We start from the raw sequence: 22,541 nt of genomic DNA on the forward strand, positions 1-22,541 counted from the left end.
TGGTTTTTTATTGGTGAAAAGGGGGAAACGGATCTATCCTTTGCTGTTTTTACCCCTCCGTCACCGCCGTTTCACGTTGATACCAATGCAAAATAATCGTTATCATAGTGTGACGCGGATCTATACTTGAAGCTGCAACGTGGTATAGTGGTTATATAAAAAGTTTTTTTATTATTAAAGCTTATTAACAACGGCGTTTTCTTCACCATCAGGGTAAAACACGGTGTTTATGGCTTGTGAGTTTCAGCATACCGGGGCGACACCGATATACCTGGCTGCGGGTAAGCCGCAGTGTTTAACCTAGGATGGTATAAGATATGAAATTGCAGCAGCTTCGTTACATTGTGGAAGTGGTTAACCACAACCTGAATGTCTCCTCGACGGCAGAAGGGCTCTATACCTCGCAACCCGGCATCAGTAAGCAGGTGCGCATGCTCGAAGATGAGCTGGGCATCCAGATCTTCGCCCGCAGCGGCAAACACCTGACCCAGGTCACCCCGGCCGGCCAGGAAATTATTCGCATCGCGCGTGAAGTGCTGTCCAAGGTGGATGCCATCAAAGCTGTCGCCGGTGAACATACTTACCCGGACAAAGGCTCGCTGTACGTCGCCACCACGCATACCCAGGCTCGCTACGCCTTGCCCAACGTCATCAAGGGCTTTATCGAGCGTTACCCGCGCGTCTCGCTGCACATGCACCAGGGCTCGCCGACGCAGATCGCCGAAGCGGTCTCCAAAGGCACCGCCGATTTCGCCATCGCCACCGAAGCGCTGCACCTGTACGACGATCTCATCATGCTGCCGTGCTACCACTGGAACCGCGCGGTGGTGGTGAAGCCCGATCATCCTTTGGCGGGCAAAAGCAGCATCAGCATTGAAGAGCTGGCGGCTTACCCGATCGTCACTTACACCTTCGGCTTTACCGGCCGCTCGGAGCTGGATACCGCTTTCAACCGCGCCGGCCTGACGCCGCGCATCGTCTTTACCGCCACCGACGCCGACGTGATCAAAACCTATGTGCGTCTGGGATTGGGGGTGGGGGTGATCGCCAGCATGGCGGTGGATCCGGTGCAGGATCCGGATCTGGTGACGGTGGATGCAAGCGATATCTTCACCTACAGCACCACTAAAATCGGCTTCCGCCGCAGCACTTTCCTGCGCAGCTACATGTACGACTTCATTCAGCGCTTCGCGCCGCACCTGACGCGCGACGTGGTCGACAGCGCGGTGGCGCTGCGTTCCAACGAAGAGATCGAGGCGATGTTCAAGGACATCAAGCTGCCGATTAAGTAACCGTTGACGATATCAAATCAAACCCGGAGAGGCGCCTGCCAAACCGGGTTTTTTTAGCCCGGAAATCCGTGCCTTCTTGCTTCTCAGGATCATCCTGAAAAGTCGCTGCCCTCTTTTCAACCCGTTAGCGTCTGAGTAGAGTGCAAACGTTCGGATCATTGAATAAGGAAATTCAACGTTATGCAGATATGCAGGCTTAACTACGCTGATTTATCAAGTGATGGCAAGATAGTGAAATTACGGTGCTATGGAGTGGGGACATTCGACGTGTTATCGGGTATTGAGTATTACATTAACAACCCAAACTGTTCGGATCGTGATAAAGCCGCCATTCCTCTAGGAACATACTGGATCGTCGACAGACCAAAGGGCAGTATTGCAAATCAAATTCGCTCTGAATTGGTTGACCTGTATCATCGCTACAAGAATCGCCATTCTGAATGGTTTGGTCTCTTCAGCAATGAAACAATGAGTGACTACACCGTCGTAAATGGCGCCATTCGAAACAGTTTTAGACTGCATCCACTCAACACAGATGGCACCGGTGTTTCTTGGGGATGTATTACTCTCTATCAGGCATCTGACTTTCAGATCCTTCGGGATGCGCTGCTAAGGCGTAGAAAAGTGAGAGTGCCTGGAGGTCGAGGGCTGATGGCGTACGGCCGTATAGATGTTCAAGGCGTGCCTGATTACAGTAAATGCGTGGTATCACGATGAAAAAAAGTCTCTGGATTGTTCTGTTCTTGTTGCTCACCCTTTTGTTGCTGCGCTACCTACCAGACGGAATTTTCGACAGTTTCGTTTCCAACAACATAGAAATTAGCGGTGATGGTGAAATAGGGATGAATAATTTCGACTCGGTTGTCATTGCCATTAAATTGGGTGTCTCTGCCATCATTGCGGCGGTTGTCCTAATAGTCTGTCGCCGCCTGGTGCGTAATCCCAGCTAAAACCGCGAGATCTTCCTCGCCAAAGTGCCGCCTCGCTGCGGCGTTTTCGTTGGCGCGCAGCCTAACCCCTTGGCGGCGTTCGGACTTCCTTTGCGCTGATTGTTCCCGCCTATCGTTGTGATCAAATCGTGTTGTTATCAAAACGTTAACTTATCTTTGTGGTATCTTTAAACAAGACCTCAGTGATTACCCTGTTTTATCACAATAAGAAATGGAGGAGCTATGTCGTCCGATCTTCGTGAAACAAGTATGGATAAGCTGGTTGCGCTGAATAGCGAATATTACTATTACAGTCTGCCGCTGGCGGCGAAGCAGCTGGGTGATATCGACCGGTTGCCGAAATCAATGAAAGTGCTGTTGGAGAACCTGCTGCGCCATGTGGATGGCGATACCGTGCGGGTTGACGACCTCAAGGCCATCGTCGCCTGGCTGCAAACCGGCCATGCCGACCGTGAGATAGCCTACCGTCCGGCGCGCGTGCTGATGCAGGATTTTACCGGCGTTCCGGCGGTGGTGGATCTGGCCGCGATGCGCGAAGCGGTGCGGCGGTTGGGGGGCAACGTCGATCAGGTGAACCCGCTGTCGCCGGTGGATCTGGTGATTGACCACTCGGTCACCGTCGATGAATTTGGCGATGACAACGCCTTTGAAGACAACGTGCGTATCGAAATGCAGCGCAACCACGAGCGCTACACCTTCCTGCGCTGGGGGCAGAAAGCCTTCAACCGCTTCCGCGTGGTGCCGCCGGGCACCGGCATCTGTCACCAGGTCAACCTTGAATACCTTGGGCAAACGGTCTGGCACAGCGACGAAAGTGGCCGCCGCGTGGCTTATCCCGATACGCTGGTGGGCACCGACTCCCACACCACAATGATCAACGGCCTCGGCATCCTCGGCTGGGGCGTCGGCGGCATCGAAGCGGAAGCGGCGATGCTGGGCCAGCCGGTGTCGATGTTGATCCCCGACGTGGTCGGCTTCAAGCTGACCGGCAAGCTCCGCGAGGGCATTACCGCCACCGACCTGGTGCTGACCGTCACCCAAATGCTGCGCAAGCACGGCGTTGTCGGCAAGTTCGTCGAGTTTTACGGCGATGGCCTGGCCGATCTGCCGCTGGCGGACCGGGCAACCATCGCCAACATGTCGCCGGAATTTGGCGCCACCTGCGGCTTCTTCCCGGTGGATGACGTTACGCTCGGCTACATGAAGCTCAGCGGCCGCAGCGCAGAACAAATCGCGCTGGTGGAAGCTTACGCCAAGGCGCAGGGCATGTGGCGCAACCCCGGTGATGAACCGGTCTTCACCAGCTCGCTGGCGCTGGACATGTCGACGGTGGAAGCCAGCCTCGCCGGGCCGAAACGCCCGCAGGATCGCGTTGCGCTGCCAAATGTGCCGCAGGCGTTCAAGGCCGCCACCGAGCTGGATATCGGCGGTCAAAAGGCCAAAGCCGACAGCAAAACCTTTACGCTGGACGGGCAGCAGCACGAACTGCGCGACGGCGCGGTGGTGATCGCGGCGATCACCTCCTGCACCAACACCTCCAACCCGAGCGTGATGATGGCGGCCGGCCTGCTGGCGAAAAATGCCGTCAAGAAAGGGCTGCGTAGCAAGCCCTGGGTAAAAACCTCGCTGGCGCCGGGTTCCAAAGTGGTGACCGACTACTTCGACAGCGCCAAACTTACCGCCTATCTGGAAGAGCTGGGGTTCAATCTGGTGGGCTATGGCTGTACCACCTGCATCGGTAACTCCGGCCCGCTTCCGGATCCGATCGAGCAGGCGATCAAAGAGGGCGATCTGACCGTGGGCGCGGTGCTGTCGGGCAACCGCAACTTCGAAGGGCGCATCCACCCGCTGGTGAAAACCAACTGGCTGGCCTCGCCGCCGCTGGTGGTGGCTTATGCGCTGGCGGGCAGCATGAAGATTGACCTGACCAAAGAGCCGCTGGGCGAGGGCAACGACGGTCAACCGGTCTATTTGAAGGACATCTGGCCGAGCAGCCAGGACATCGCTCAGGCGGTGGAAGAAGTGCGCACCGAGATGTTCCACAAGGAATATGGCGAAGTGTTCGACGGCGACGCTAACTGGCAGGCGATCCAGGTGACCGGCTCGGCGACTTATCAGTGGCAGGAGGATTCTACCTATATTCGTCATCCGCCGTTCTTCAGCACCATGAAAGTGACGCCGGATCCGGTGCAGGACATCAAAGACGCGCGCATTCTGGCGATTCTGGCCGACTCGGTGACCACCGACCACATCTCGCCGGCGGGTAACATCAAGCGCGACAGCCCGGCGGGGCGTTACCTGAGCGAGCACGGCGTGGCGCCGCAGGATTTCAACTCTTACGGCTCGCGCCGCGGCAACCACGAAGTGATGATGCGCGGCACCTTCGCCAATATCCGCATTCGCAACGAAATGGTGCCGGGCGTGGAAGGGGGCTATACCCGCCATATCCCGTCGCAGCAGCAGCTGTCTATCTACGACGCCGCCATGCAGTATCAGCAGGAAAAGGTGCCGCTGGCGGTGATCGCCGGTAAAGAGTACGGCTCTGGCTCCAGCCGCGACTGGGCGGCGAAAGGGCCGCGCCTGCTGGGCGTGCGGGTGGTGATCGCCGAATCCTTCGAGCGCATTCACCGCTCCAACTTGATCGGCATGGGGATTTTGCCGCTGGAGTTCCCGCAAGGGGTGACGCGCAAAACCCTGGGGCTGACCGGGGATGAGCAGATCAGCGTCGGCGGCCTGCAGCAGCTGCAGCCGGGCCAGACGGTGCCGGTGCACATCACCTATGCCGACGGGCGCAAGGAAGTGATCGACACTCGTTGCCGCATCGATACCGGCAATGAGCTGACCTACTACGAAAACGACGGCATCCTGCATTATGTGATCAGGAAAATGCTGTAATTAAGCAATAAAAAGGGCGCCGCAAGGCGCCCTGATTGTTTCCGCCGCGGCGGCGATCACTTCTGGTCGAGCAAATGGCCCATTTTGGCGGCCTTGGTCGCCAGATAGTGTTCGTTCTTCGGGTTGCGGCCGACGATCAGCGGCACGCGCTCGCTGATGTTGATGCCGGCTTCGGTCAGGATCTCGACCTTTTTCGGGTTGTTGGTCAGCAAGCGTACCGCGTCGACGCCCAGCAGTTTGAACATGTCGGCGCACAGGGTGAAGTCGCGCTCGTCGGCGGCGAAGCCGAGCTGGTGGTTGGCTTCCACGGTGTCTGCGCCCTTATCCTGCAGAGCATAGGCGCGGATCTTGTTCAACAGGCCGATATTGCGGCCCTCCTGGCGATGATAAAGCAGAATGCCGCGGCCTTCTTCGGCGATTTGCTCCAGCGCGGCTTCCAGCTGAAAACCGCAGTCGCAGCGCAGGCTGAACAGGGCATCGCCGGTAAGACATTCGGAATGCACGCGCGCGAGCACCGGCGCTTCGCCGGAAATATCACCGAATACCAGCGCCAGATGGTCATGCCCGGTCGCCAGTTCTTCGAATCCTACCATCAGGAAATCGCCCCAAGGTGTCGGCAGTTTAGCCTCTGCCACCCGTTTAAGCTGCATGTCACTCTCCACAAAAACCTACGATTCAATCATTGTCGCGCATCCTAAGTCCGGTTCGGTAAATTGACCAAGACTAAAACGTGCTGCGCCGATCTCTATTTCGTTAATTATCGGCTATTTTGCCACAACTTCTTGCCGGGCGGTGCTCAGCAAACCAGCAGATGGCGTTTTCCGGCTACCTATTATTGCGATAGGTTGCCTATCTGTTTAATTTTTCGCGTGTTATCAAGATTACACTCTTGTTACACTGCAGTCTGATTCACGCAGAGGAAAACGGGAATGTATGAGATAGCAAAACGCACGGCGGGCGGCGCGCTGCTGCTGCTGTTGATGCCGCTGGCGGTCTGGGTATCCGGCTGGCACTGGCAGCCCGGCGGCAATGATCGGCTGCTGAAAGCGCTGTACTGGGTGACCGAAACCGTGACCTCGCCGTGGGGCATTTTGACCAGCGCTATCCTTTGCGGTTGGTTTTTGTGGTGTCTGCGCTTTCGGCTCAAGGCGGCCATCGGTCTGGCGATCCTGCTTTCCGCCGCGTTGGTGATTGGGCAGGGGATCAAGTCGCTGATCAAGGATCGGGTGCAAGAACCGCGGCCGTTTGTGGTATGGCTGGAGCAAAACCACGGCGTGGACGGCAAATACTTCTATTCGCTGCATCGCAAAGAGCGCAGCGCGCTGGTGCGCGAGCAATTGCAGGATCAGACCCTGGTGCCGAACTGGCTGCGCAAGCACTGGCAGTTTGAAACAGGCTTCGCTTTCCCGTCGGGGCATACGATGTTCGCCGCCACCTGGGCGCTGTTGGGCGTAGGGCTGCTGTGGCCGCGCCGCCATTATAAAACCGTCGCGCTGCTGATGGTGTGGGCAACGGGGGTGATGGGCAGCCGTTTGCTGCTGGGCATGCACTGGCCACGCGATCTGGCGATGGCCACGCTGATCAGTTGGCTGTTGGTGGTGGTCACCTGCTGGCTGGCGCAGCGCTGGTTTGGCCCGCTGACGCCGCCGCCGCAAGAGCAGCAGGAAATCGCGGCGCGCAAGCCGGAATAAGCATTCTTCTCGCAGGCGCCCGTCAGGCGCCTGCCACCAACACCTTTACTCCCACCTTCTCAAAGGCCTGTATGGCGGTATTGCTGATACCGTCGTCGGTGATCAAATAGTCGATATGCTGCCAGTCACAGGGCAATGCGAACATCGACACCTTATCGATTTTGCTGGAGTCGGCAACCACATACACCGTGTTGGCTGCGTTGATCATCGCCGTTTTCAGTTTGATGTCGGTCTCGCTTGGGAAACTGAGGCCGTGGCGGGGTGAGATGCAGGCCGTTGCGAGGAACAGTTTCTGGGCCAGAACGTTCTCGAAGAAGCCGGCGGCTTTGTCCCCCGAAGTGGAAAGCGTCGGAAATTTGAACGAGCCGCCGGTCAGCAAAATGTTCACGCCCGGTTCGCCGCCCAGCTGCAGCGCGATATTGACGCCGGTGGTGATAACGGACAGTTTCTTGATGTGGCTCAGGTGATTGGCGATAGCCGTGGTGGTGGTGCCCGAATCAAGAATGATGGTGTCGCCCGGTTCGATAAAACCGGCGGCGAGCTTGCCGATGCGATCCTTGGCGGTCAGGTTGACCTGGCGTTCCAACAGCATGGCATGGGTGTTTTGCTTGCCATCGACCAGGGTTGCGCCGCCGTGGAAACGCTGCACATAACCTTGTTGCTGCAGGACCCGCAGGTCGGTGCGAATGGTCGCTTCGGTCAGCTTGAAGGTATCGGTCAGCATTTTGACCGTCGCCGAGCCGTCTTCGCGGATCATGTCGAGGATCTTTTCGCGCCGTTGCTGCATTTCCGCCAGCTGTTCGCTTTTGCTTTTCAATCGAAAGACTCCTGCACCTGTCAGTTCCCGCCGGGCGGTTTGCCACGGCAACTCCTTATTGATGCGCTGAATTTTAGCTCGCGATTATTGATAAAGCTATGGATAAACCCGGTCAACCCATATTGATTTTTATTCGAAAGTCTATGGTATCAGCGAAAGTCACCGGGTAAAACGAATTTTAAGTTATTTGAATGTTTTCATTTCATTGTTATTTATTGCTTTTTGTGAATTGTGATTCCGCCTGTTGCGTGCTTTTGCTTGAAATTTGATCTTGCCCACATTAATTATCGTTTTTGCTGCATATGATTTCCATTCGAAAATCAATGGCGGGTTAGCGGATCGTTTTAGAGGCGATAACGATAATCAACGTGCTCAAACAGAGGTGACGATGGACTTCCAGGCGATTAAAAACACGGCGCGCCAGGCGCGCCGATATGTGGTGACCATGAACCATAAGGCAGGCAAGGGCCATACCGGCGCCGATCTGTCGGAAATCGACATCATCTGCACCTTGTATATGGCGGTGATGGATCGCGGCAATGCCCGGCCCGATCAGGATCGGTTCATTTTGTCTAAAGGGCACGGCGCCGGCGGTTTTTACTGCAGCTGCGCGGCGATGGGCCTGCTCGATCCGGCGGTGCTCGATCAGTTCATGGGCGACGACACCTTGCTGGCCGGGCATCCGGTGCGGCAGAAGCTGCCGGAGCTGGTGGAGATCAACTCCGGCGGTTTGGGGCATGGCCTGCCTATCGCCGTGGGGCTGGCGCTGGGCAACAAACTGGCCGGGCGCGCACATCGCCGCGCTTTCGTGCTGCTGGGCGACGGCGAACTGGCGGAGGGATCCAACTGGGAGGCGGCGATGGCGGCCAGCAAATTCAAGCTGGATAACCTGATTGCCATCGTCGATCGCAACCGGCTGCAGCTGGCGGGCAAGACAGAGGCCATCATGCCGCTAGAGCCGCTGGCGGAAAAATGGCGCGCTTTCGGTTTCGAAACCCTGGAATGCGACGGGCACGATCCGGCGGCGCTGGTGGCGGCGATCCAACGCCCGAGCCAAGACAAGCCGCGGGTGATTTTGGCCAATACCGAAAAGGGGCACGGCGTGTCGTTTATGGCTAACGTTGCCGCCTGGCATCACGCGGTACCGGACGAACAACAGCTGGCGCAGGCGCTGGCGGAACTGGAGGGGTGAACATGCAGGACTTACGCGATGCCGTGGTGACGGCGTTGATCGAAGAGCAGCTGGCGGGGGCAGATCTGAGCGTGATGGTGGCGGACTCCACGTCCACGTCGAAAATCGCGCCCTTTGAGCAGGCTTATCCGGAGCGTGTGGTGAACGTCGGCATCGCCGAACAAAATATGGTGGGCATGGCCGCCGGCATGGCGCTCAGCGGCCGCACGGTCTTTACCGCTAACGCCGCGCCTTTCCTGTTCGCCCGTTCTAACGAGCAGATGAAAAACGATGTTTGCTACACGGAAACCAACGTGAAAATGCTCGGCCTGAATGCCGGATTCGGCTATGGGCCGCTGGGGGCGACGCACCATTGCATGAACGATATCGCCATCGCCCGCACGCTGGGCAATCTCAGCGTCTATGCGCCGGCGGATGCGCGACAAGCGGCAGAGATTGTCCGTTATGTCATCGCGCAACCCGGCCCGGCCTATATCCGTATGGACAGCGACAAGCTGCCGGTGCTGAACGCGAGCTATCACTTCCGCCCCGGAGAGCCGGAGGTGCTGCATCAAGGATCTGACAGCCTGGTGTTTTGCCTGGGGACGGTGGCGCACGAGGCGATGAAGGTGCTGGAATTGGGCGATAACCCGACCATCGTCTCGCTGCCTTCGCTCTGGCCACTCAATGAGGCGGCGGTAGTGGCGTTGATGCGTTCGCACCGCCGGGTGCTGACCATGGAGGAGCACGCCCTCAGCGGTGGCCTGGGCACCATCATCGGTGAGCTGTTGCTGCGGCATCAGCTGCCGCGGCCGTTTACCGCGCTGGGCGTGCCGGCTTATGAATTTACCCACAGCAGCAGCCGGGCGGCGCTGCGGCGGCAATACGCCATCGACGCCGCAGGATTGCATGCTCAGTTAACGCCATAGGGGGAATGCGATGGAGCAGAACGAATACGACGTTAATTTACGCTACGGTGTCGATAGCCAGATGTCGCTGGCAGGGAAAGTGGCGGTGATCACCGGCGGTCTGGGCGGCATCGCGATGGCCGCCAATCGCTTGCTGCTGGAGAAGGGCGCGCGCCTGGTATTGATGTATCCGGCCTTTGAACAGGACAAAGCCGCGGCGGTGCTGCGGGAGTTGGGGGAAGAACAGGTGTGCTGCCAGGTGTGCGACGTGACCGAACCCGGCTCGGTGGCCGCCGCCTTCAATGCGGCTCAGCGGCGCTTTGGCCGGCTCGATATCCTGGTCAACTGCGCCGGCTACGTCAATCTGCAACCGGCGACGGAAGTGACGCTCGAGGAGTGGCAGCGCCATCTGGCGGTCAACCTCACCGGGCCTTTTTTGTGCTCGCAAGAACTGGCGCGCCGCGCGATAGCCGCCGGCCACGGCGGGAAAATCATCAACATCGCGTCGCAGGCGGCCTCCATCGCCATTGACGATCACTGCGCTTACACCGCCGCCAAGGCAGGGCTGCTGGGCATGACCAAGGTGATGGCCAAAGAGTGGGCACCGCACGGCATTACGGTCAACACGTTATCGCCCACCGTGGTGCTGACGCCTATGGGAGAGAAAGCCTGGCGCGGCGAGAAGGGCGAGGCGATGAAAAAGCTGATCCCGCTGGGGCGTTTTGCTTATACCGACGAAATTGCGGCGGCGATCCTGTTTTTTGCCAGCAACGGCAGCGACATGATCACCGGTGCGGACCTGATGATCGACGGCGGTTTTACCATTTGGTAAGCGGCAACCGCAGCGATCGCCAACACCAGACGATGTTCAACACAACGATAAGAGAACACCATCATGAGAAAAATAGCCACTTACCTTACCCTGCTCACCGGTTTTGCCTGCACCTCTGCCATGGCGGCGGAAAAAGGCACGATCGCCATTCTCGTCAATTCGCTGGACAACCCTTATTACTCCGCAGAGGCCAAGGGGGCCGAGAGCAAGGCCAAGTCGCTCGGCTATCAGACGCTGGTGCTGTCGCACGGCGAAGACGTTAAGCGCCAGGGGGAGCTGATCAGCCTGGTTATCGGCCGCAAAGTACAGGGCATCATTTTGGATAACGCCGATTCCCAGGCCAGCGTCGCCGCCGTGCAGCAGGCGAAAAACGCCGGTATTCCGGTGGTGCTGATCAACCGCGAGATCCCGGTCGATGGCGTAGCGTTGGCGCAGATCACCCATAACAACTTCCAGGCCGGCTCGGACGTCGCCAACCAGTTTGTCGAAAAAATGGGGGAAACCGGCAAATACGCCGAGTTGACCTGCAACCTGGCGGACAATAACTGCGTCACGCGCTCGCAGTCGTTCCACAACGTGATCGACCAATACCCTGAGATGGTCAGCGTGGCGCGTCAGGATGCCAAGGGCAATCTGCTGGAAGGGAAACGCATCATGGACAGCATTCTGCAGGCGCATCCGGACATCAAAGGCGTGATCTGCGGCAACGGCCCGGTGGCGCTGGGCGCAGTGGCGGCGCTGAAGGCCGCCGGCCGGCAGGATGTCACCGTGGTGGGTATCGACGGCAGCAACGATGAACGCGACGCCATTCTCAACGGCAGCCTCTACGCCAGCGTGATGTTGCAGGCGCAGGCGATCGCCGCGCAGGGCATTGAAATCCTCGACGGCTATTTCCAGTCCGGCAGCTATACCGGCAAGGAGCGCGTGATGTTCCGCGGCATCCTGATCGGCAAAGACAATGCGCAACGGGTCAGTGACTTCAACTTCAAACCGTAATCCGCGCTGAGCGGCGTCTTTCACCACCCCGTCCCGGCGGCGGGGTGCGATCGGAGGTGTTGTTATGTCGATGCGCATTGCGCTGGCCGTCACCGTCGTCCTGGCGTTGAGCGGTTGCCGTATCGTTTCGGAGAAAAAGCTGGCGGAGCTTCGCTCCCCGGTGAATCCGCATGTGGCGCAGGCGGCGGAAATTTACCGCGGCCAAATCGCTCCGCAAGCGGTCAAAACGGCGCAGCCGCTGGGCGAGCTGCTCGCCCGGATCGCCCAGGCCAAGGATTTTGACAGCGCCTGCGGTCTGCTGGGGTACCGCGCTCAACCGGAGTTTCCATGTTATTTCAACGTTAAGGTCAGCGGTGAAGTCGCGGCGGTCAACACCCGTTCGCGCAGCGGAAAATTAACGCTCAAGCTGACCGATGCACCGCTCAGCAGCGTGGAGGTGCAGATCGGGCCGGTTTATCGCGGTACGGCATTGCGCGACAGCTATCGCGGGCTGAGCTACAGCGATTTCAATGACCAAGCGCTGTTCGGCGATTTTGCCAGGGCGATTAATCAGGCTTCGATCGACGAACTGGCCGGATCCCCGCCCAAGGTGGGTGACCACATTACCGTGTACGGCGTATTCAGCAGCTGGCAGGCGCCTGCCGAGCCGCTGTTGATCACGCCGGTACGCATTCAACCTAAGGGGGCGTGATGAGCGATCCGGTCATTATTCAAACGCGCAACGTTTCGCGTCTCTATCCTGGCGTCACCGCGTTGGATAGCGTGAGTTATCAAGTGTTTCGCAATCAGGTCAACGTGCTGATCGGCGAAAACGGCGCCGGCAAGTCGACCATGATGAAGCTGCTGGCGGGGGTGGAAACCCCGTCCTCCGGCACCATCGAGCTGGAGGGTAAAGCGGTGACGCTAACTTCCACGCAGCAGGCGGAGCGGCTCGGGATCAGCATTATTTTCCAGGAGCTGAACCTGTTCCCCAACCTGTCGGTGATGGACAACATTTTTATGGCCAACGAGTTCTTCCAGCGTGGCCGCATCAATGTGGACTATCAATATCAGCTGGCCAAATCCTTGCTGCAGCGGCTGGAGTTGGACATCGATCCGCATACGCCGTTGGGCAGTCTCGGCATTGGACATCAGCAGCTGGTGGAAATTGCTCGCGCCTTGGCGAAGGACACCCGGGTGCTGATCATGGATGAGCCGACGTCGGCGCTGAGCCAGGCTGAAGTGCGCACGCTGTTTCGGGTGATCGCCGATCTGAAAAAACGCGGCGTCACCATCATCTACATTTCTCACCGTCTGGAAGAGCTGATGGAGATTGGCGATCGCATCACGGTATTTCGCGATGGGCGTTTTGTTGCCGCCGAGCCGGTCTGCAACGTCAGCATCCCGTGGATCATCGAAAAGATGGTCGGGGAAAAGAGCAAGCACTTTGATTATTGCGCGGCAGAGCAAGGGGATGAAGTGCTGAAGGTTGAGCAGTTGACGCTGCCGCGTGAAAACGGCGGCTATTGCCTTAACGACGTCAGTTTTTCACTGCGTAAAGGGGAAGTGATCGGCATTTATGGCCTGTTGGGCGCCGGCCGCACCGAACTGTTCAAGGTGGTCAACGGCGTGATGCGCCAGACGGCAGGCCGCATTCTGCTCAACGGCAAAAGCGTGGAGCGGTTGGGGTTTCGTCAGCGCATGGCGTTGGGCATGGCGTTGGTGCCGGAAGACAGGCAGGCGGAGGGCTTGGTGCAGATGATGTCGATCAAGGCCAACATGACCCTGGCCAGCCTGGGGCGCAACGCGCTGCGGCCGTTGGCGTCGGCCGGGGAGTGTGCGTTGGTCGACGGCATGATCGAAAAACTGGCGATCAAGGTGAGTGACCGGGAGCTGCCAATCACCAGCCTGAGCGGCGGCAATCAGCAGAAAGTGGTGTTGGGCAAGGCGCTGCTGACCGGGCCGCAGGTAGTGTTTCTCGATGAGCCGACGCGCGGAATCGACGTCGGCGCCAAAACGGACGTTTATCACCTGATTGGCGCGATGGCACGCCAGGGGCTGGCGGTGATGTTCTCTTCGTCGGAGCTGGATGAGGTGGTCTCACTGGCCGACCGGGTGATGGTGATGGCGGACGGGAAACTGACGGCCGATCTGCCGCGCGAACGGGCCGATCGCGAAACGCTGATCCGCGCCTCAACCCCACACGCATAAGGATAAGGCAATGCAAACCAAGTATCGGTTGTATATGTATTTGCTGCAGGCGCGCACCTTCATCGCCCTGTTGCTGGTGGTGCTGTTCTTCAGCGGCATGGTGCCGAATTTTCTGACCGTCTCCAATCTGCTGATCATGACGCAGCACGTGGCGATTACCGGGTTGCTGGCGGTTGGCATGACGCTGGTGATCCTCACCGGCGGCATCGATTTGTCGGTCGGCGCGGTGGCGGGCCTGTGCGGGATGATCGCCGGTGCGCTGTTGACCGTCGGTATCCCGCTGTGGGATGGCAACCGGCTGTTTCTCAACGTTTTCGAAGTGATCGGCGCGGTGGCGCTGTTGGGCGTGTTGTTGGGTTTGGTCAACGGCACGCTGATCACGCGGCTCGGCGTTGCGCCGTTCATCTGCACCCTGGGCGCAATGTACGTGGCGCGCGGAGCGGCGTTGTTGACGGCGGACGGCAAAACCTATCCCAATCTGGTGGGCATGGAAGCGCTGGGCAACACCGGTTTCGCGGCCCTGGGATCCGGCACCTTTCTCGGGATTTACAACCCGATTTGGCTGATGTTGGCCATCGTGTTGTTGGGGATCTATCTCACCAAGAAAACGCCGCTGGGCCGTTATATCTATGCGATTGGCGGCAATGAGCCGGCGGCGCGGCTGTCGGGGGTGCCGATCGTCAAAGTGAAAATGTTCGTCTATGCCTTCTCCGGGCTGTGTGCGGCGCTGGTGGGGCTGGTCATCGCTTCTCAGTTGCAAACCGCGCACCCGATGACCGGCAATATGTTCGAGATGGACGCCATCGGCGCGACGGTGCTGGGCGGTACGGCGCTCAGCGGTGGCCGCGGCAGGGTATTCGGTTCGATCATCGGCGCCTTTGTGATCGTTTTTCTGGCGGACGGTCTGGTGATGATGGGCGTCAGCGAGTTCTGGCAAATGGTGATTAAAGGGCTGGTGATCGTTACCGCCGTGGTGATTGACCAGTTCCAGCAGCGTTTGCAGAGCAAGGTCATTTTGATGCAGCGGCAGGATAAAAAAGCGGTGCAGCCGCTGGCTGAGGTGAGCCATGGTTAAAGCGGATTGCATTGTCGCGTTGGACGAAGGCACCAGCAACGCCAAGGCTGTGGTGGTGGATGCGCAGGGGGCGATCGTCGCCAGAGCCAGCAGGCCGTTGACGCTGCAGACGCCGCAGCCCGGTTGGGTGGAACAGCGGGGCGAGGCCTTGCTGGCAGCCTCTCTGGCGGTGCTGCGGGAAGCGATTGCGTTGGCCGGCGCATCCCGTATTGCCGGTATCGCCATCAGCAACCAGCGTGAAACCGCCATTGGTTGGCGGCGTTCCGACGGCCAGCCGATCGGTCCGGCCCTAACCTGGCAATGCGCGCGCGCCGCCGATTTCTGTGAACGGCTGCGGCACGATCGGCAGGCCGAAGTGGTGCGTCGCGCCACCGGTCTTCCGCTTTCACCGCTGTTCTCGGCGGCGAAAATGCGCTGGTTGCTCGATCGCTGCGAAGGGGGGCAACGGATGGCGGAGAACGGAGAAATCTGCCTTGGCACCATCGATGCCTGGCTGCTTTGGCAGTTGAGCGGAGGACAGGCATTCGGCTGCGATACCTCCAATGCCGCTCGCACCCAGCTGTTGAACCTTGCCTCCGGCGATTGGGACGAGCGGATGCTGGCGCTGTTCAACATTCCCCGCCAGGCGCTGCCGACGATCTCCCCCTCCAGCCATGTGTTCGGCGCGACGTTGGGATTGGAAGGCATTGCCGACGGCATTCCGATTGGCGCGATGGTCGGTGATTCGCATGCGGCGCTGTACGGCCATGCGCTCGGCCAGGCGGGGCAGGTTAAGGCCACCTATGGCACCGGTTCATCGGTGATGGCGCCGATCGCCGAAGCGCAATGCGACACGAGCGCTCTGGCAACGACCGTCGCCTGGCACGATGGCGAGCGTATGCAGTATGCGCTGGAGGGCAATATTCCCCACACCGGCGACGCCATTGCCTGGATGCTGGATATCACCGCCATGCCGGCGGGGGGCGAGACGCCGTTAAGTGAACTGCCTGTTTGCGTGGCCGACAGCGGTGGCGTCTATTTTGTGCCGGCACTGACCGGGGTCGGCGCACCCTGGTGGGATGAGCAGGCGCGCGGCGTGATCTGCGGCCTCAGCCGCGGCACGCGGCGGGAACATTTGGTGCGGGCCGCATTTGAGTCGGTGGCTTATCAAATCGCCGATGTGATCGGCGTATTGCGGCAACAGCCGGGTTTTGCATTGCAGGGGTTAATGGCCGATGGCGGCCCCAGCCGCAATGACTGGCTGATGCAGTTTCAGGCCGATCTGCTGGGTTGCCCGGTGTGGCGCAGCAACACGGCGGAACTCTCGGCGCTGGGGGCGGCGCTGATGGCGATGCGCAGCCTGTGGGGGACTACCGATCGGCAACTGGCGGCATTGTTGCCCCAACATGATGAATTTAAACCCGATATGCAGCGCCACCGGCAGCTGCAGGAAAACTACAGCGCCTGGCGGCAGGCGGTGCAACGCACCCTGTGGCGGCCGCAGGCGAGCTCATTGATGACAGGAGAACAACCATGAATCGTGATTTCACGGGGAAAACCGTGGTGATTACCGGCGCATGCCGCGGCATTGGGGCCGGCATCGCCGAGCGCTTCGCCCGTTTGGGTGCCAATCTGGTGATTGCATCGAATGCGGAACGCATTCTGACCACGACGGAAACGCTGCGCCAGCGTTATGGTGTGGAGATTCTGCCGGTGATCCTCGACGTCACCGATGAGGCGCAGGTGGTTGATTTTTATCGTCAGGCTTGGGAGCGATTCGGCGCGATCGACGTTTCCATTCAAAACGCCGGGGTGATCACTATCGATCGTTTTGACCAGATGCCCAAAAGCGATTTTGAGAAAGTGTTGGCGGTAAATACCACTGCGGTGTGGCTCTGCTGCCGGGAAGCGGCTAAATATATGGTCGGCCAGCGCAAGGGGCGGCTGATCAACACCTCTTCCGGTCAGGGGCGTAACGGATTCATTTACACACCGCATTACGCCGCCAGCAAAATGGGCGTGATCGGCATTACGCAAAGTTTAGCGCTCGAGCTGGCACCGCATGGCATTACCGTCAATGCATTCTGCCCCGGCATCATTGAAAGCGAGATGTGGGAATATAACGACCGCGTTTGGGGCGAAATTCTCAGCGGGCCGGAAAAAACCTACGGCAAAGGGGAGTTGATGGCCGAGTGGGTGGCGGGTATTCCGCTCAAGCGCGCCGGTCAGCCCGAGGACGTGGCGGGTCTCGTGGCCTTTCTTGCCTCGGACGATGCCGACTACATCACCGGCCAAACCATCAATGTGGACGGCGGGTTAATCATGTCATGACGTGACTGTGTCACAAAAACGCGGCGTCGGAACGGCGCCGCATTAACCACTTACATTTTCCCGCCATTGCAATCCGCGCCGTCGCCCCCATATCCTTATAAATTCGACGTTTTGAGAAGCTTTCTCATCAATTTGTTCGCTAAGGCCGTTTACTGCCGAATATGCCAGCAGATATGTGGTTTTATCGTGCCGCAGGGTTTCCCTGCCGCAGTGGGAAATGCTAACTTAAGGGTTAGGGACGCCACGTTTTGGCATCGTTCATCCGATTCACTCGGCATCGCGGGAAAGAATGTGAAATATTTGCTGATTTTTTTGTTGGTTCTGGTGATCTTCGTGATTTCCGTCACCTTGGGTGCGCATAACGATCAGGTGGTCAATTTTAACTATCTGGTTGCGCAGGGTGACTATCGCGTATCGACCCTGTTGGCCACGCTGTTTGGCGCCGGTTTTGTTCTCGGCTGGATCATTTGCGGCCTGTTTTACCTGCGCACGCGCATTGCGTTGGGCCGCGCCGAGCGCAAGATCAAAAGGCTGGAGCTGCAGCTTGAGCAGCCCGCTGAACCGGCGGCTCAGCCCGTTGTCAGCAAGGAATAATCCTCTATGTTAGAACTGCTGTTTCTGTTGCTGCCCGTGGCTGCCGCGTACGGTTGGTACATGGGGCGCAGAAGCGCTCAGCAGGATAAACAGCAAGAAGCCAACCGCCTGTCGCGTGAATATGTGGCAGGGGTGAACTTTCTGCTTTCCAACCAGCAGGACAAGGCGGTCGATCTGTTCCTCGACATGTTGAAAGAGGACAGCAACACCGTTGAAGCCCACCTGACGCTGGGTAACCTGTTCCGTTCGCGCGGCGAAGTCGACCGCGCCATCCGCATCCACCAGGCCTTGATGGAAAGCGCCTCCCTGACCTTTGAACAGCGCCTGCTGGCGGTACAGCAGCTGGGCCGCGACTATATGGCGGCCGGGCTGTACGATCGCGCGGAAGACATGTTCAGCCAGTTGACTGACGAAGCGGATTTTCGCGTATCGGCGCTGCAGCAACTGCTGGTGATCCATCAGGCCACCAGCGATTGGCAAAAAGCGATCGACGTGGCGGAAAAGCTGGTCAAGCTGGGTAAAGAGAAACAGCGCGTCGAGATCGCGCACTTCTATTGTGAACTGGCGCTGCAGGCGATGGGCAGCGACGATCTCGATCGGGCGATGAGCCTGCTCAAACGTGCGGACGCAGCCGATAAACAGTGTGCGCGCGTATCCATCATGTTCGGGCGCATCTATATGGCGCAAAACGACTACGCCAAAGCGGCAGAGTCGCTGCAACGCGTGCTGAGCCAGGATAAAGAGTTGGTCAGCGAAACGCTGCCGATGCTGCAGGAATGCTACACGCATCTGCCGGAACAACAGCACAGCTGGGTTGAATTCCTGAAACGCTGCGTGGAAGAGAACACCGGCGCCACCGCCGATTTGATGCTGGCCGAGATCATCGAACAGCACGAAGGGCGCGACGTGGTGCAGGTCTATATCAACCGCCAGCTGCAGCGCCATCCGACCATGCGCGTGTTTTACCGGCTGATGGATTATCACCTGGCGGACGCCGAAGACGGCCGGGCGAAAGAGAGCCTGCTGCTGTTGCGCGATATGGTCGGCGAGCAAATTCGCACCAAGCCGCGTTACCGCTGCCACAAATGTGGCTTCACTGCGCACTCGCTCTATTGGCATTGCCCGTCGTGCCGAGCCTGGTCATCGGTCAAACCGATTCGCGGTCTGGACGGGCAATAACGCGGCGGCGGGGCAAAACAAAACGGGGCGATTTATCGCCCCGTTTTTTCGTTTGCCGCTTACTTTTTCTTGCCGCCTTTGGCGCCGGTTTTCAACAGCTGGCGCAGTTTCTTCAGTTCTTTCTGGCTCAGTGGCTGTTCAACCTCTTCTTCGGTGCTTTGATTGTCGATCTCGCCGTGGTGCAGCTCATCCGCCTTTTTGGCCGGCTTTTCTGCCTTGGCGGCGGGCGCGTTGAAGCTGTTTTCCAGGCGCTGGCATACTTCCACGCTCAACGAAAATTCGTTTTCAGCGGCGGCGGCGCGGATTTTTTCCTTCAGTTCCAGAGGAATTTTGATGGTAAGTGTCGATATCTCGCTCATTTTGAAAGCCTTTCTGCAGGAAGATGCCTTCAAGCTAAGCCACTGGCGATCGGGTGTCTAGTGTGTAATAAAAATTTAATATTTCTGTAACAAAGAAGGGTGAGGCAAACGCGGGTTTTTTAGGCGAGAAACAGAGGCAGGGCCCGAGCGTGCGGGCCCTGTACCGGAAACATTATTTATAGATGATCGCGGTGCCGCTCAGCATGTTGTTACCGCCGGCGGAGATGATGCGGTAGCTGCCGGCGCCTTGGGCATCGGCTTTAGCGGCCAGTTTTTTCTCCAGGCTGCTGAGGGTGGTCGCATGGCCCGCGGAAACGATGCCGCTGGCGGTCAGGCTGTCAGCCTGTTGGCTGTTGACCGGCTCAGCGGCGAAGGTAGCGAAAGAGGTCAGTGCGATAGCGGTAGCGGCTGCAAAATATTTGATGGTTTTCATAGGTGACTCCAGTCTGTTTATTTAGGAAGGAAGCCATTCGCTTCCGATGTGGTGAATAATAAAGCATCTGCGCCGTTTGAAAATCTGATAATGCTGAGCAAGTTGTTCAAAATGTTTGATTGAGAATTTACGCATCTTTACGACGTTTTACGCTGCGTGGTTTATCGCTGACGCGCTTTTGTTGACGCGCCATGACAAAGGTGAGAGGTAACATGACAGAGCGGCGGTACGCGCTGCGGCTGGGATTTCTGGCCCCCGGCATGTAGAATGCGGCGGTCAGTTTCGCGGGTGAGTACCTGATTATGTCCATTTTACAGAAGGTAGAAGAAATGAAGTCTGAAAATAACACTAATAACAATGACTTAAAATCATCTCCAATCGTTGTGGCGTTAGATTACGCCGATAAGAACGCTGCGCTGGCGTTCGCCGACCGTATCGATCCGCAAGACTGCCGGCTGAAAGTGGGCAAAGAAATGTTCACGCTGTTTGGGCCGCAGCTGGTGCGCGATCTGCACGGGCGCGGTTTCGACGTGTTTCTCGACCTGAAATTTCACGATATTCCCAATACCACCGCGCATGCGGTTGCGGCGGCGGCCGAGCTGGGCGTTTGGATGGTCAACGTCCATGCCAGCGGCGGCGCGCGCATGATGACCGCCGCTAAAGAAGCGCTGCTGCCTTACGGAGCGGATGCGCCGCTGCTGATCGCCGTGACGGTGCTCACCAGCATGGAAGCGGAAGACCTGCGCGGCATTGGCATCGAGGCCAGCCCGGCGGAACACGCCGAGCGCCTGGCGCGCCTGGCCCGCGACTGCGGGCTGGACGGCGTGGTCTGTTCGGCACACGAAGCGCAGCGCCTGAAGGCCGCCTGCGGGCAGGCTTTCCAGCTGGTTACGCCGGGGATCCGCCCTGAAGGCAGCGCGGCGGGCGATCAGCGCCGTATCATGACCCCGGTGCAGGCCCAGGCCGCCGGCGTGGACTACATGGTGATTGGGCGTCCGATCACCCAATCTGCGGATCCGGCCGCGACGCTGCGCGCGATCCGTGCCTCTTTGGCCTGAGGAGGCAATGATGAATGACGATAACAGCCGCCTGGTGTATTCCACGGACACCGGCCGCATCAAGCAGGAAGACGTTAAGCCGCAACGCGCCAAGGGCGACGGCATCGTGCGCATCCAGCGTCAGACCAGCGGCCGCAAGGGGAAGGGGGTATGCCTGATCGCCGGCGTCGATCTGGATGATGCCGCGCTCGACAAACTGGCGGCCGAGCTGAAAAAGAAATGCGGTTGCGGCGGTTCGGTGAAAGACGGGATTATCGAGATCCAGGGCGATAAACGCGATCTGCTCAAACAGCTGCTGGAAGCCAAAGGCATGAAGGTCAAACTGGCGGGCGGTTGAGGTGAATCGCCATGCCGCGGTGCAATACTGCGGCATGGCTTGAGGTTGTTGCTGCCGGGGGTTAGCCCGTTAACGGCAAAAGAACCATAGACTTAAAGTAAAACAGACCTGAAATCATCGTTATTCTGGTTAATACGTCAAAGCGCCGAGGCGCTTTTGCCAGCCTGTCGGCCGAGGTCTCTCGGTCAGGTTATTTGCCAACCTGGTGACCGATGATGCCCCCTACCGCAGCCCCACCCAGCGTGCCCAGCGCGCTGCCGTCTGTCAGCACTGCGCCGCCGACTGCACCGGCGCCGGCACCGATAGCGGTGTTGCGATCGCGTTTGGACATGTTGGAACAGGCGCTGAGTGAAAACGCCAGAGTCAGTGCCAGCGCGGCGGTGGCGAAACGTTTATTGATAATCATCATAATGACTTCTCCTTAGCATTGGCTATATGGAAGTGCCCTATAAGTATAGGCGTTAACCATAAATCAGGCCTGCCGTTGATTCCCGTACAGTATCGATATAAAAAAATGGCATTTTTTGTTAACGGCCGAATAATTAGCAAGTTACGGCCCAAAAGGCGCCGAAACTGAGTATAGGTTTCTCGGGAAGGATAAACAGGTAAATAGTCTTAAAATCCCGCTGCGCAAGGGGAAGGCGCGCGGTGTAGCCCGCGCGGTGCGGCAGTGACCTGCGTTATTCGTTGACCAGCTCCACCTGTACGCCCTGGCGTTTCAGCTGATGCTGATACTCCAGCGCCAAGCGCGAATCGGTGATCACCCGGCTGATCTGGCCGGTCTGCGCCAGCGGGTTGGGCTGGATCTGGCCGAACTTGCTCGAGTCCGTCAGCACGATATTCTCCACGCCCTTGGCCAGCACCGCGCTGACCACGTCGGCGCGCATCATGTCGCGGCCGGTAAAGCCGGTTTCGGCCTGAAAGCCGTCAATGCCGATAAACGCCTTGTTGAAATGCACCTGCTGAATGCACAGCCGCGTAAGCGGGCCGACCACGGTCTCGCTTTTCTTCTGGTACATGCCGCCCAGCACAATCACGTCGCAGTCGGTTTCTTTCAGCAGGTTGGCGATGTAGTGGCTGACGGTGATCAGCGTAATGCGCTTGCGCTCGGCGATGTAGCGCGCCAGCAGGGCATTGGCGCTGCCGCTCTCGATGAAGATCGTCTCGCCGTCGTTGACCTGCGCGGCGGCATATTGCGCCAACCGTTGTTTGAGGGTGAAATTGGACATCATGCGGGCGTCGACGTCGTCGCTCTCCAGCGCCACGGCGGAACCGTGTACCCGCTTCAGATAACTGCGCTTTTCCAGCAGGTTGAGATCCTGCCGGATGGTGACTTCCGAGACGCCCGAGGCGCGCGCCAGCTCATTGACGCTGATCCGCCGGCGATCGTTAACCAACTGCAATATGGTCTGTTGTCGTAAATTCATATCGGCCTGATGATGCGGCCGCCAAGG

At 58.6% G+C, this 22,541-nt stretch carries 24 protein-coding genes; 18 read left to right on the top strand and 6 right to left on the bottom strand.

What is annotated here, in order from left to right; genetic code table 11:
- Window positions 1–317: 317 nt before the first annotated feature.
- The 4 genes from cysB to acnA all read left to right on the top strand — a co-directional run bounded on the left by cysB (window position 318) and on the right by acnA (window position 5,137).
- Window positions 318–1,292: an HTH-type transcriptional regulator CysB gene (cysB, locus tag ACF8MC_RS02595; RefSeq protein WP_033634747.1), complete on the top strand. Its 975-nt coding sequence runs from the start codon at window positions 318–320 to the stop codon at window positions 1,290–1,292.
- A 180-nt stretch (window positions 1,293–1,472) separates the two neighbouring features.
- Window positions 1,473–2,009, top strand: coding sequence for a DUF2778 domain-containing protein (locus ACF8MC_RS02600; RefSeq protein ID WP_164105004.1), 537 nt, complete (start codon window positions 1,473–1,475; stop codon window positions 2,007–2,009).
- Window positions 2,006–2,242 carry a hypothetical protein gene (locus tag ACF8MC_RS02605; protein ID WP_080494909.1) on the top strand — a complete coding sequence of 79 codons (237 nt, stop codon included), beginning with the start codon at window positions 2,006–2,008 and terminating at the stop codon, window positions 2,240–2,242. The genes ACF8MC_RS02600 and ACF8MC_RS02605 overlap by 4 nt, the downstream gene beginning before the upstream one ends.
- A gap of 222 nt (window positions 2,243–2,464) precedes the next feature.
- On the top strand, window positions 2,465–5,137 hold the full coding sequence (gene acnA, locus ACF8MC_RS02610; RefSeq protein ID WP_164105003.1) for an aconitate hydratase AcnA: 2,673 nt from the start codon (window positions 2,465–2,467) through the stop codon (window positions 5,135–5,137).
- A 56-nt stretch (window positions 5,138–5,193) separates the two neighbouring features.
- On the opposite strand, the gene ribA is transcribed toward acnA, so the two are convergent.
- Complete coding sequence (gene ribA, locus ACF8MC_RS02615) at window positions 5,194–5,787, bottom strand: GTP cyclohydrolase II (RefSeq protein ID WP_019452695.1); 594 nt, start codon at window positions 5,785–5,787, stop codon at window positions 5,194–5,196.
- Between the two features lie 279 nt (window positions 5,788–6,066).
- On the opposite strand from ribA, the gene pgpB reads away from it, so the two are divergent.
- Window positions 6,067–6,828, top strand: a complete 762-nt coding sequence (gene pgpB / locus ACF8MC_RS02620; protein WP_033647569.1) for a phosphatidylglycerophosphatase B — start codon at window positions 6,067–6,069, stop codon at window positions 6,826–6,828.
- 22 nt (window positions 6,829–6,850) lie between these two features.
- On the opposite strand, the gene ACF8MC_RS02625 is transcribed toward pgpB, so the two are convergent.
- Window positions 6,851–7,645, bottom strand: a complete 795-nt coding sequence (locus tag ACF8MC_RS02625) for a DeoR/GlpR family DNA-binding transcription regulator (protein WP_033647568.1) — start codon at window positions 7,643–7,645, stop codon at window positions 6,851–6,853.
- 388 nt (window positions 7,646–8,033) lie between these two features.
- Between ACF8MC_RS02625 and ACF8MC_RS02630 the strand changes: the two genes are divergently transcribed.
- The 11 genes from ACF8MC_RS02630 (at window position 8,034) to lapB (ending at window position 18,900) form a co-directional block, all read left to right on the top strand.
- On the top strand, window positions 8,034–8,837 hold the full coding sequence (locus ACF8MC_RS02630; protein WP_033634732.1) for a transketolase: 804 nt from the start codon (window positions 8,034–8,036) through the stop codon (window positions 8,835–8,837).
- 2 nt (window positions 8,838–8,839) lie between these two features.
- On the top strand, window positions 8,840–9,745 hold the full coding sequence (locus ACF8MC_RS02635; protein WP_033647566.1) for a transketolase family protein: 906 nt from the start codon (window positions 8,840–8,842) through the stop codon (window positions 9,743–9,745).
- A gap of 10 nt (window positions 9,746–9,755) precedes the next feature.
- Window positions 9,756–10,556 (top strand): GolD/DthD family dehydrogenase, encoded by an 801-nt coding sequence (locus ACF8MC_RS02640; protein WP_164105002.1) that lies wholly within the window; start codon window positions 9,756–9,758, stop codon window positions 10,554–10,556.
- Between the two features lie 63 nt (window positions 10,557–10,619).
- On the top strand, window positions 10,620–11,552 hold the full coding sequence (locus tag ACF8MC_RS02645) for a D-ribose ABC transporter substrate-binding protein (protein WP_048321653.1): 933 nt from the start codon (window positions 10,620–10,622) through the stop codon (window positions 11,550–11,552).
- A gap of 64 nt (window positions 11,553–11,616) precedes the next feature.
- Window positions 11,617–12,243, top strand: coding sequence for a DUF2291 family protein (locus ACF8MC_RS02650; protein WP_164105001.1), 627 nt, complete (start codon window positions 11,617–11,619; stop codon window positions 12,241–12,243).
- Window positions 12,243–13,742 carry a sugar ABC transporter ATP-binding protein gene (locus ACF8MC_RS02655; protein ID WP_164105000.1) on the top strand — a complete coding sequence of 500 codons (1,500 nt, stop codon included), beginning with the start codon at window positions 12,243–12,245 and terminating at the stop codon, window positions 13,740–13,742. Before ACF8MC_RS02650 ends, ACF8MC_RS02655 begins: the two co-directional genes overlap by 1 nt.
- Window positions 13,743–13,752: 10 nt before the next feature.
- Entirely contained in the window at window positions 13,753–14,817 is a 1,065-nt protein-coding gene (locus ACF8MC_RS02660; protein WP_060456994.1) for an ABC transporter permease, read from the top strand.
- A complete protein-coding gene (locus ACF8MC_RS02665) occupies window positions 14,810–16,333 on the top strand; it encodes an FGGY family carbohydrate kinase (protein ID WP_033647558.1) in 1,524 nt (507 codons plus the stop codon). The genes ACF8MC_RS02660 and ACF8MC_RS02665 overlap by 8 nt, the downstream gene beginning before the upstream one ends.
- Window positions 16,330–17,127: an SDR family oxidoreductase gene (locus ACF8MC_RS02670; protein WP_164104999.1), complete on the top strand. Its 798-nt coding sequence runs from the start codon at window positions 16,330–16,332 to the stop codon at window positions 17,125–17,127. The genes ACF8MC_RS02665 and ACF8MC_RS02670 overlap by 4 nt, the downstream gene beginning before the upstream one ends.
- 291 nt (window positions 17,128–17,418) lie before the next feature.
- Window positions 17,419–17,721: a LapA family protein gene (locus ACF8MC_RS02675; protein WP_004930650.1), complete on the top strand. Its 303-nt coding sequence runs from the start codon at window positions 17,419–17,421 to the stop codon at window positions 17,719–17,721.
- A 6-nt stretch (window positions 17,722–17,727) separates the two neighbouring features.
- Window positions 17,728–18,900, top strand: a complete 1,173-nt coding sequence (lapB, locus tag ACF8MC_RS02680; protein ID WP_033634721.1) for a lipopolysaccharide assembly protein LapB — start codon at window positions 17,728–17,730, stop codon at window positions 18,898–18,900.
- A gap of 59 nt (window positions 18,901–18,959) precedes the next feature.
- Here lapB and ACF8MC_RS02685 read toward each other — a convergent pair whose 3' ends face one another.
- Together ACF8MC_RS02685 and ACF8MC_RS02690 are read right to left on the bottom strand one after the other, a co-directional pair.
- Window positions 18,960–19,259: an Arc family DNA-binding protein gene (locus tag ACF8MC_RS02685; RefSeq protein ID WP_033653022.1), complete on the bottom strand. Its 300-nt coding sequence runs from the start codon at window positions 19,257–19,259 to the stop codon at window positions 18,960–18,962.
- Window positions 19,260–19,431: 172 nt separating this feature from the next.
- Complete coding sequence (locus tag ACF8MC_RS02690; RefSeq protein WP_041035330.1) at window positions 19,432–19,692, bottom strand: YdgH/BhsA/McbA-like domain containing protein; 261 nt, start codon at window positions 19,690–19,692, stop codon at window positions 19,432–19,434.
- Window positions 19,693–20,021: 329 nt separating this feature from the next.
- On the opposite strand from ACF8MC_RS02690, the gene pyrF reads away from it, so the two are divergent.
- Both pyrF and yciH read left to right on the top strand, forming a co-directional pair.
- Window positions 20,022–20,750, top strand: a complete 729-nt coding sequence (gene pyrF / locus ACF8MC_RS02695; RefSeq protein ID WP_049232982.1) for an orotidine-5'-phosphate decarboxylase — start codon at window positions 20,022–20,024, stop codon at window positions 20,748–20,750.
- A gap of 10 nt (window positions 20,751–20,760) precedes the next feature.
- On the top strand, window positions 20,761–21,087 hold the full coding sequence (gene yciH / locus ACF8MC_RS02700) for a stress response translation initiation inhibitor YciH (protein ID WP_033647552.1): 327 nt from the start codon (window positions 20,761–20,763) through the stop codon (window positions 21,085–21,087).
- A 190-nt stretch (window positions 21,088–21,277) separates the two neighbouring features.
- Here yciH and osmB read toward each other — a convergent pair whose 3' ends face one another.
- Window positions 21,278–21,496 (bottom strand): osmotically-inducible lipoprotein OsmB, encoded by a 219-nt coding sequence (gene osmB / locus ACF8MC_RS02705; RefSeq protein ID WP_004945176.1) that lies wholly within the window; start codon window positions 21,494–21,496, stop codon window positions 21,278–21,280.
- A 271-nt stretch (window positions 21,497–21,767) separates the two neighbouring features.
- Window positions 21,768–22,514, bottom strand: coding sequence for a DNA-binding transcriptional regulator YciT (locus tag ACF8MC_RS02710; protein ID WP_033647550.1), 747 nt, complete (start codon window positions 22,512–22,514; stop codon window positions 21,768–21,770).
- Between the last annotated feature and the right edge of the window lie 27 nt (window positions 22,515–22,541).

Origin of the sequence: Serratia sp. LACPHL-BACT-2024-00286 (genome assembly GCF_043109535.1) — a bacterium.
GTDB lineage: Bacteria > Pseudomonadota > Gammaproteobacteria > Enterobacterales > Enterobacteriaceae > Serratia > Serratia sarumanii.

Bases quoted from the DNA above. Each gene is read 5' to 3' on its own strand.
- cysB (WP_033634747.1), top strand. From the start codon at position 318: ATGAAATTGCAGCAGCTTCGTTACATTGTGGAAGTGGTTAACCACAAC.
- ACF8MC_RS02600 (WP_164105004.1), top strand. From the start codon at position 1,473: ATGCAGATATGCAGGCTTAACTACGCTGATTTATCAAGTGATGGCAAG.
- ACF8MC_RS02605 (WP_080494909.1), top strand. From the start codon at position 2,006: ATGAAAAAAAGTCTCTGGATTGTTCTGTTCTTGTTGCTCACCCTTTTG.
- acnA (WP_164105003.1), top strand. From the start codon at position 2,465: ATGTCGTCCGATCTTCGTGAAACAAGTATGGATAAGCTGGTTGCGCTG.
- ribA (WP_019452695.1), bottom strand. From the start codon at position 5,787: ATGCAGCTTAAACGGGTGGCAGAGGCTAAACTGCCGACACCTTGGGGC.
- pgpB (WP_033647569.1), top strand. From the start codon at position 6,067: ATGTATGAGATAGCAAAACGCACGGCGGGCGGCGCGCTGCTGCTGCTG.
- ACF8MC_RS02630 (WP_033634732.1), top strand. From the start codon at position 8,034: ATGGACTTCCAGGCGATTAAAAACACGGCGCGCCAGGCGCGCCGATAT.
- ACF8MC_RS02635 (WP_033647566.1), top strand. From the start codon at position 8,840: ATGCAGGACTTACGCGATGCCGTGGTGACGGCGTTGATCGAAGAGCAG.
- ACF8MC_RS02640 (WP_164105002.1), top strand. From the start codon at position 9,756: ATGGAGCAGAACGAATACGACGTTAATTTACGCTACGGTGTCGATAGC.
- ACF8MC_RS02645 (WP_048321653.1), top strand. From the start codon at position 10,620: ATGAGAAAAATAGCCACTTACCTTACCCTGCTCACCGGTTTTGCCTGC.
- ACF8MC_RS02650 (WP_164105001.1), top strand. From the start codon at position 11,617: ATGTCGATGCGCATTGCGCTGGCCGTCACCGTCGTCCTGGCGTTGAGC.
- ACF8MC_RS02655 (WP_164105000.1), top strand. From the start codon at position 12,243: ATGAGCGATCCGGTCATTATTCAAACGCGCAACGTTTCGCGTCTCTAT.
- ACF8MC_RS02660 (WP_060456994.1), top strand. From the start codon at position 13,753: ATGCAAACCAAGTATCGGTTGTATATGTATTTGCTGCAGGCGCGCACC.
- ACF8MC_RS02665 (WP_033647558.1), top strand. From the start codon at position 14,810: ATGGTTAAAGCGGATTGCATTGTCGCGTTGGACGAAGGCACCAGCAAC.
- ACF8MC_RS02670 (WP_164104999.1), top strand. From the start codon at position 16,330: ATGAATCGTGATTTCACGGGGAAAACCGTGGTGATTACCGGCGCATGC.
- lapB (WP_033634721.1), top strand. From the start codon at position 17,728: ATGTTAGAACTGCTGTTTCTGTTGCTGCCCGTGGCTGCCGCGTACGGT.
- ACF8MC_RS02685 (WP_033653022.1), bottom strand. From the start codon at position 19,259: ATGAGCGAGATATCGACACTTACCATCAAAATTCCTCTGGAACTGAAG.
- ACF8MC_RS02690 (WP_041035330.1), bottom strand. From the start codon at position 19,692: ATGAAAACCATCAAATATTTTGCAGCCGCTACCGCTATCGCACTGACC.
- pyrF (WP_049232982.1), top strand. From the start codon at position 20,022: ATGAAGTCTGAAAATAACACTAATAACAATGACTTAAAATCATCTCCA.
- yciH (WP_033647552.1), top strand. From the start codon at position 20,761: ATGAATGACGATAACAGCCGCCTGGTGTATTCCACGGACACCGGCCGC.
- osmB (WP_004945176.1), bottom strand. From the start codon at position 21,496: ATGATGATTATCAATAAACGTTTCGCCACCGCCGCGCTGGCACTGACT.
- ACF8MC_RS02710 (WP_033647550.1), bottom strand. From the start codon at position 22,514: ATGAATTTACGACAACAGACCATATTGCAGTTGGTTAACGATCGCCGG.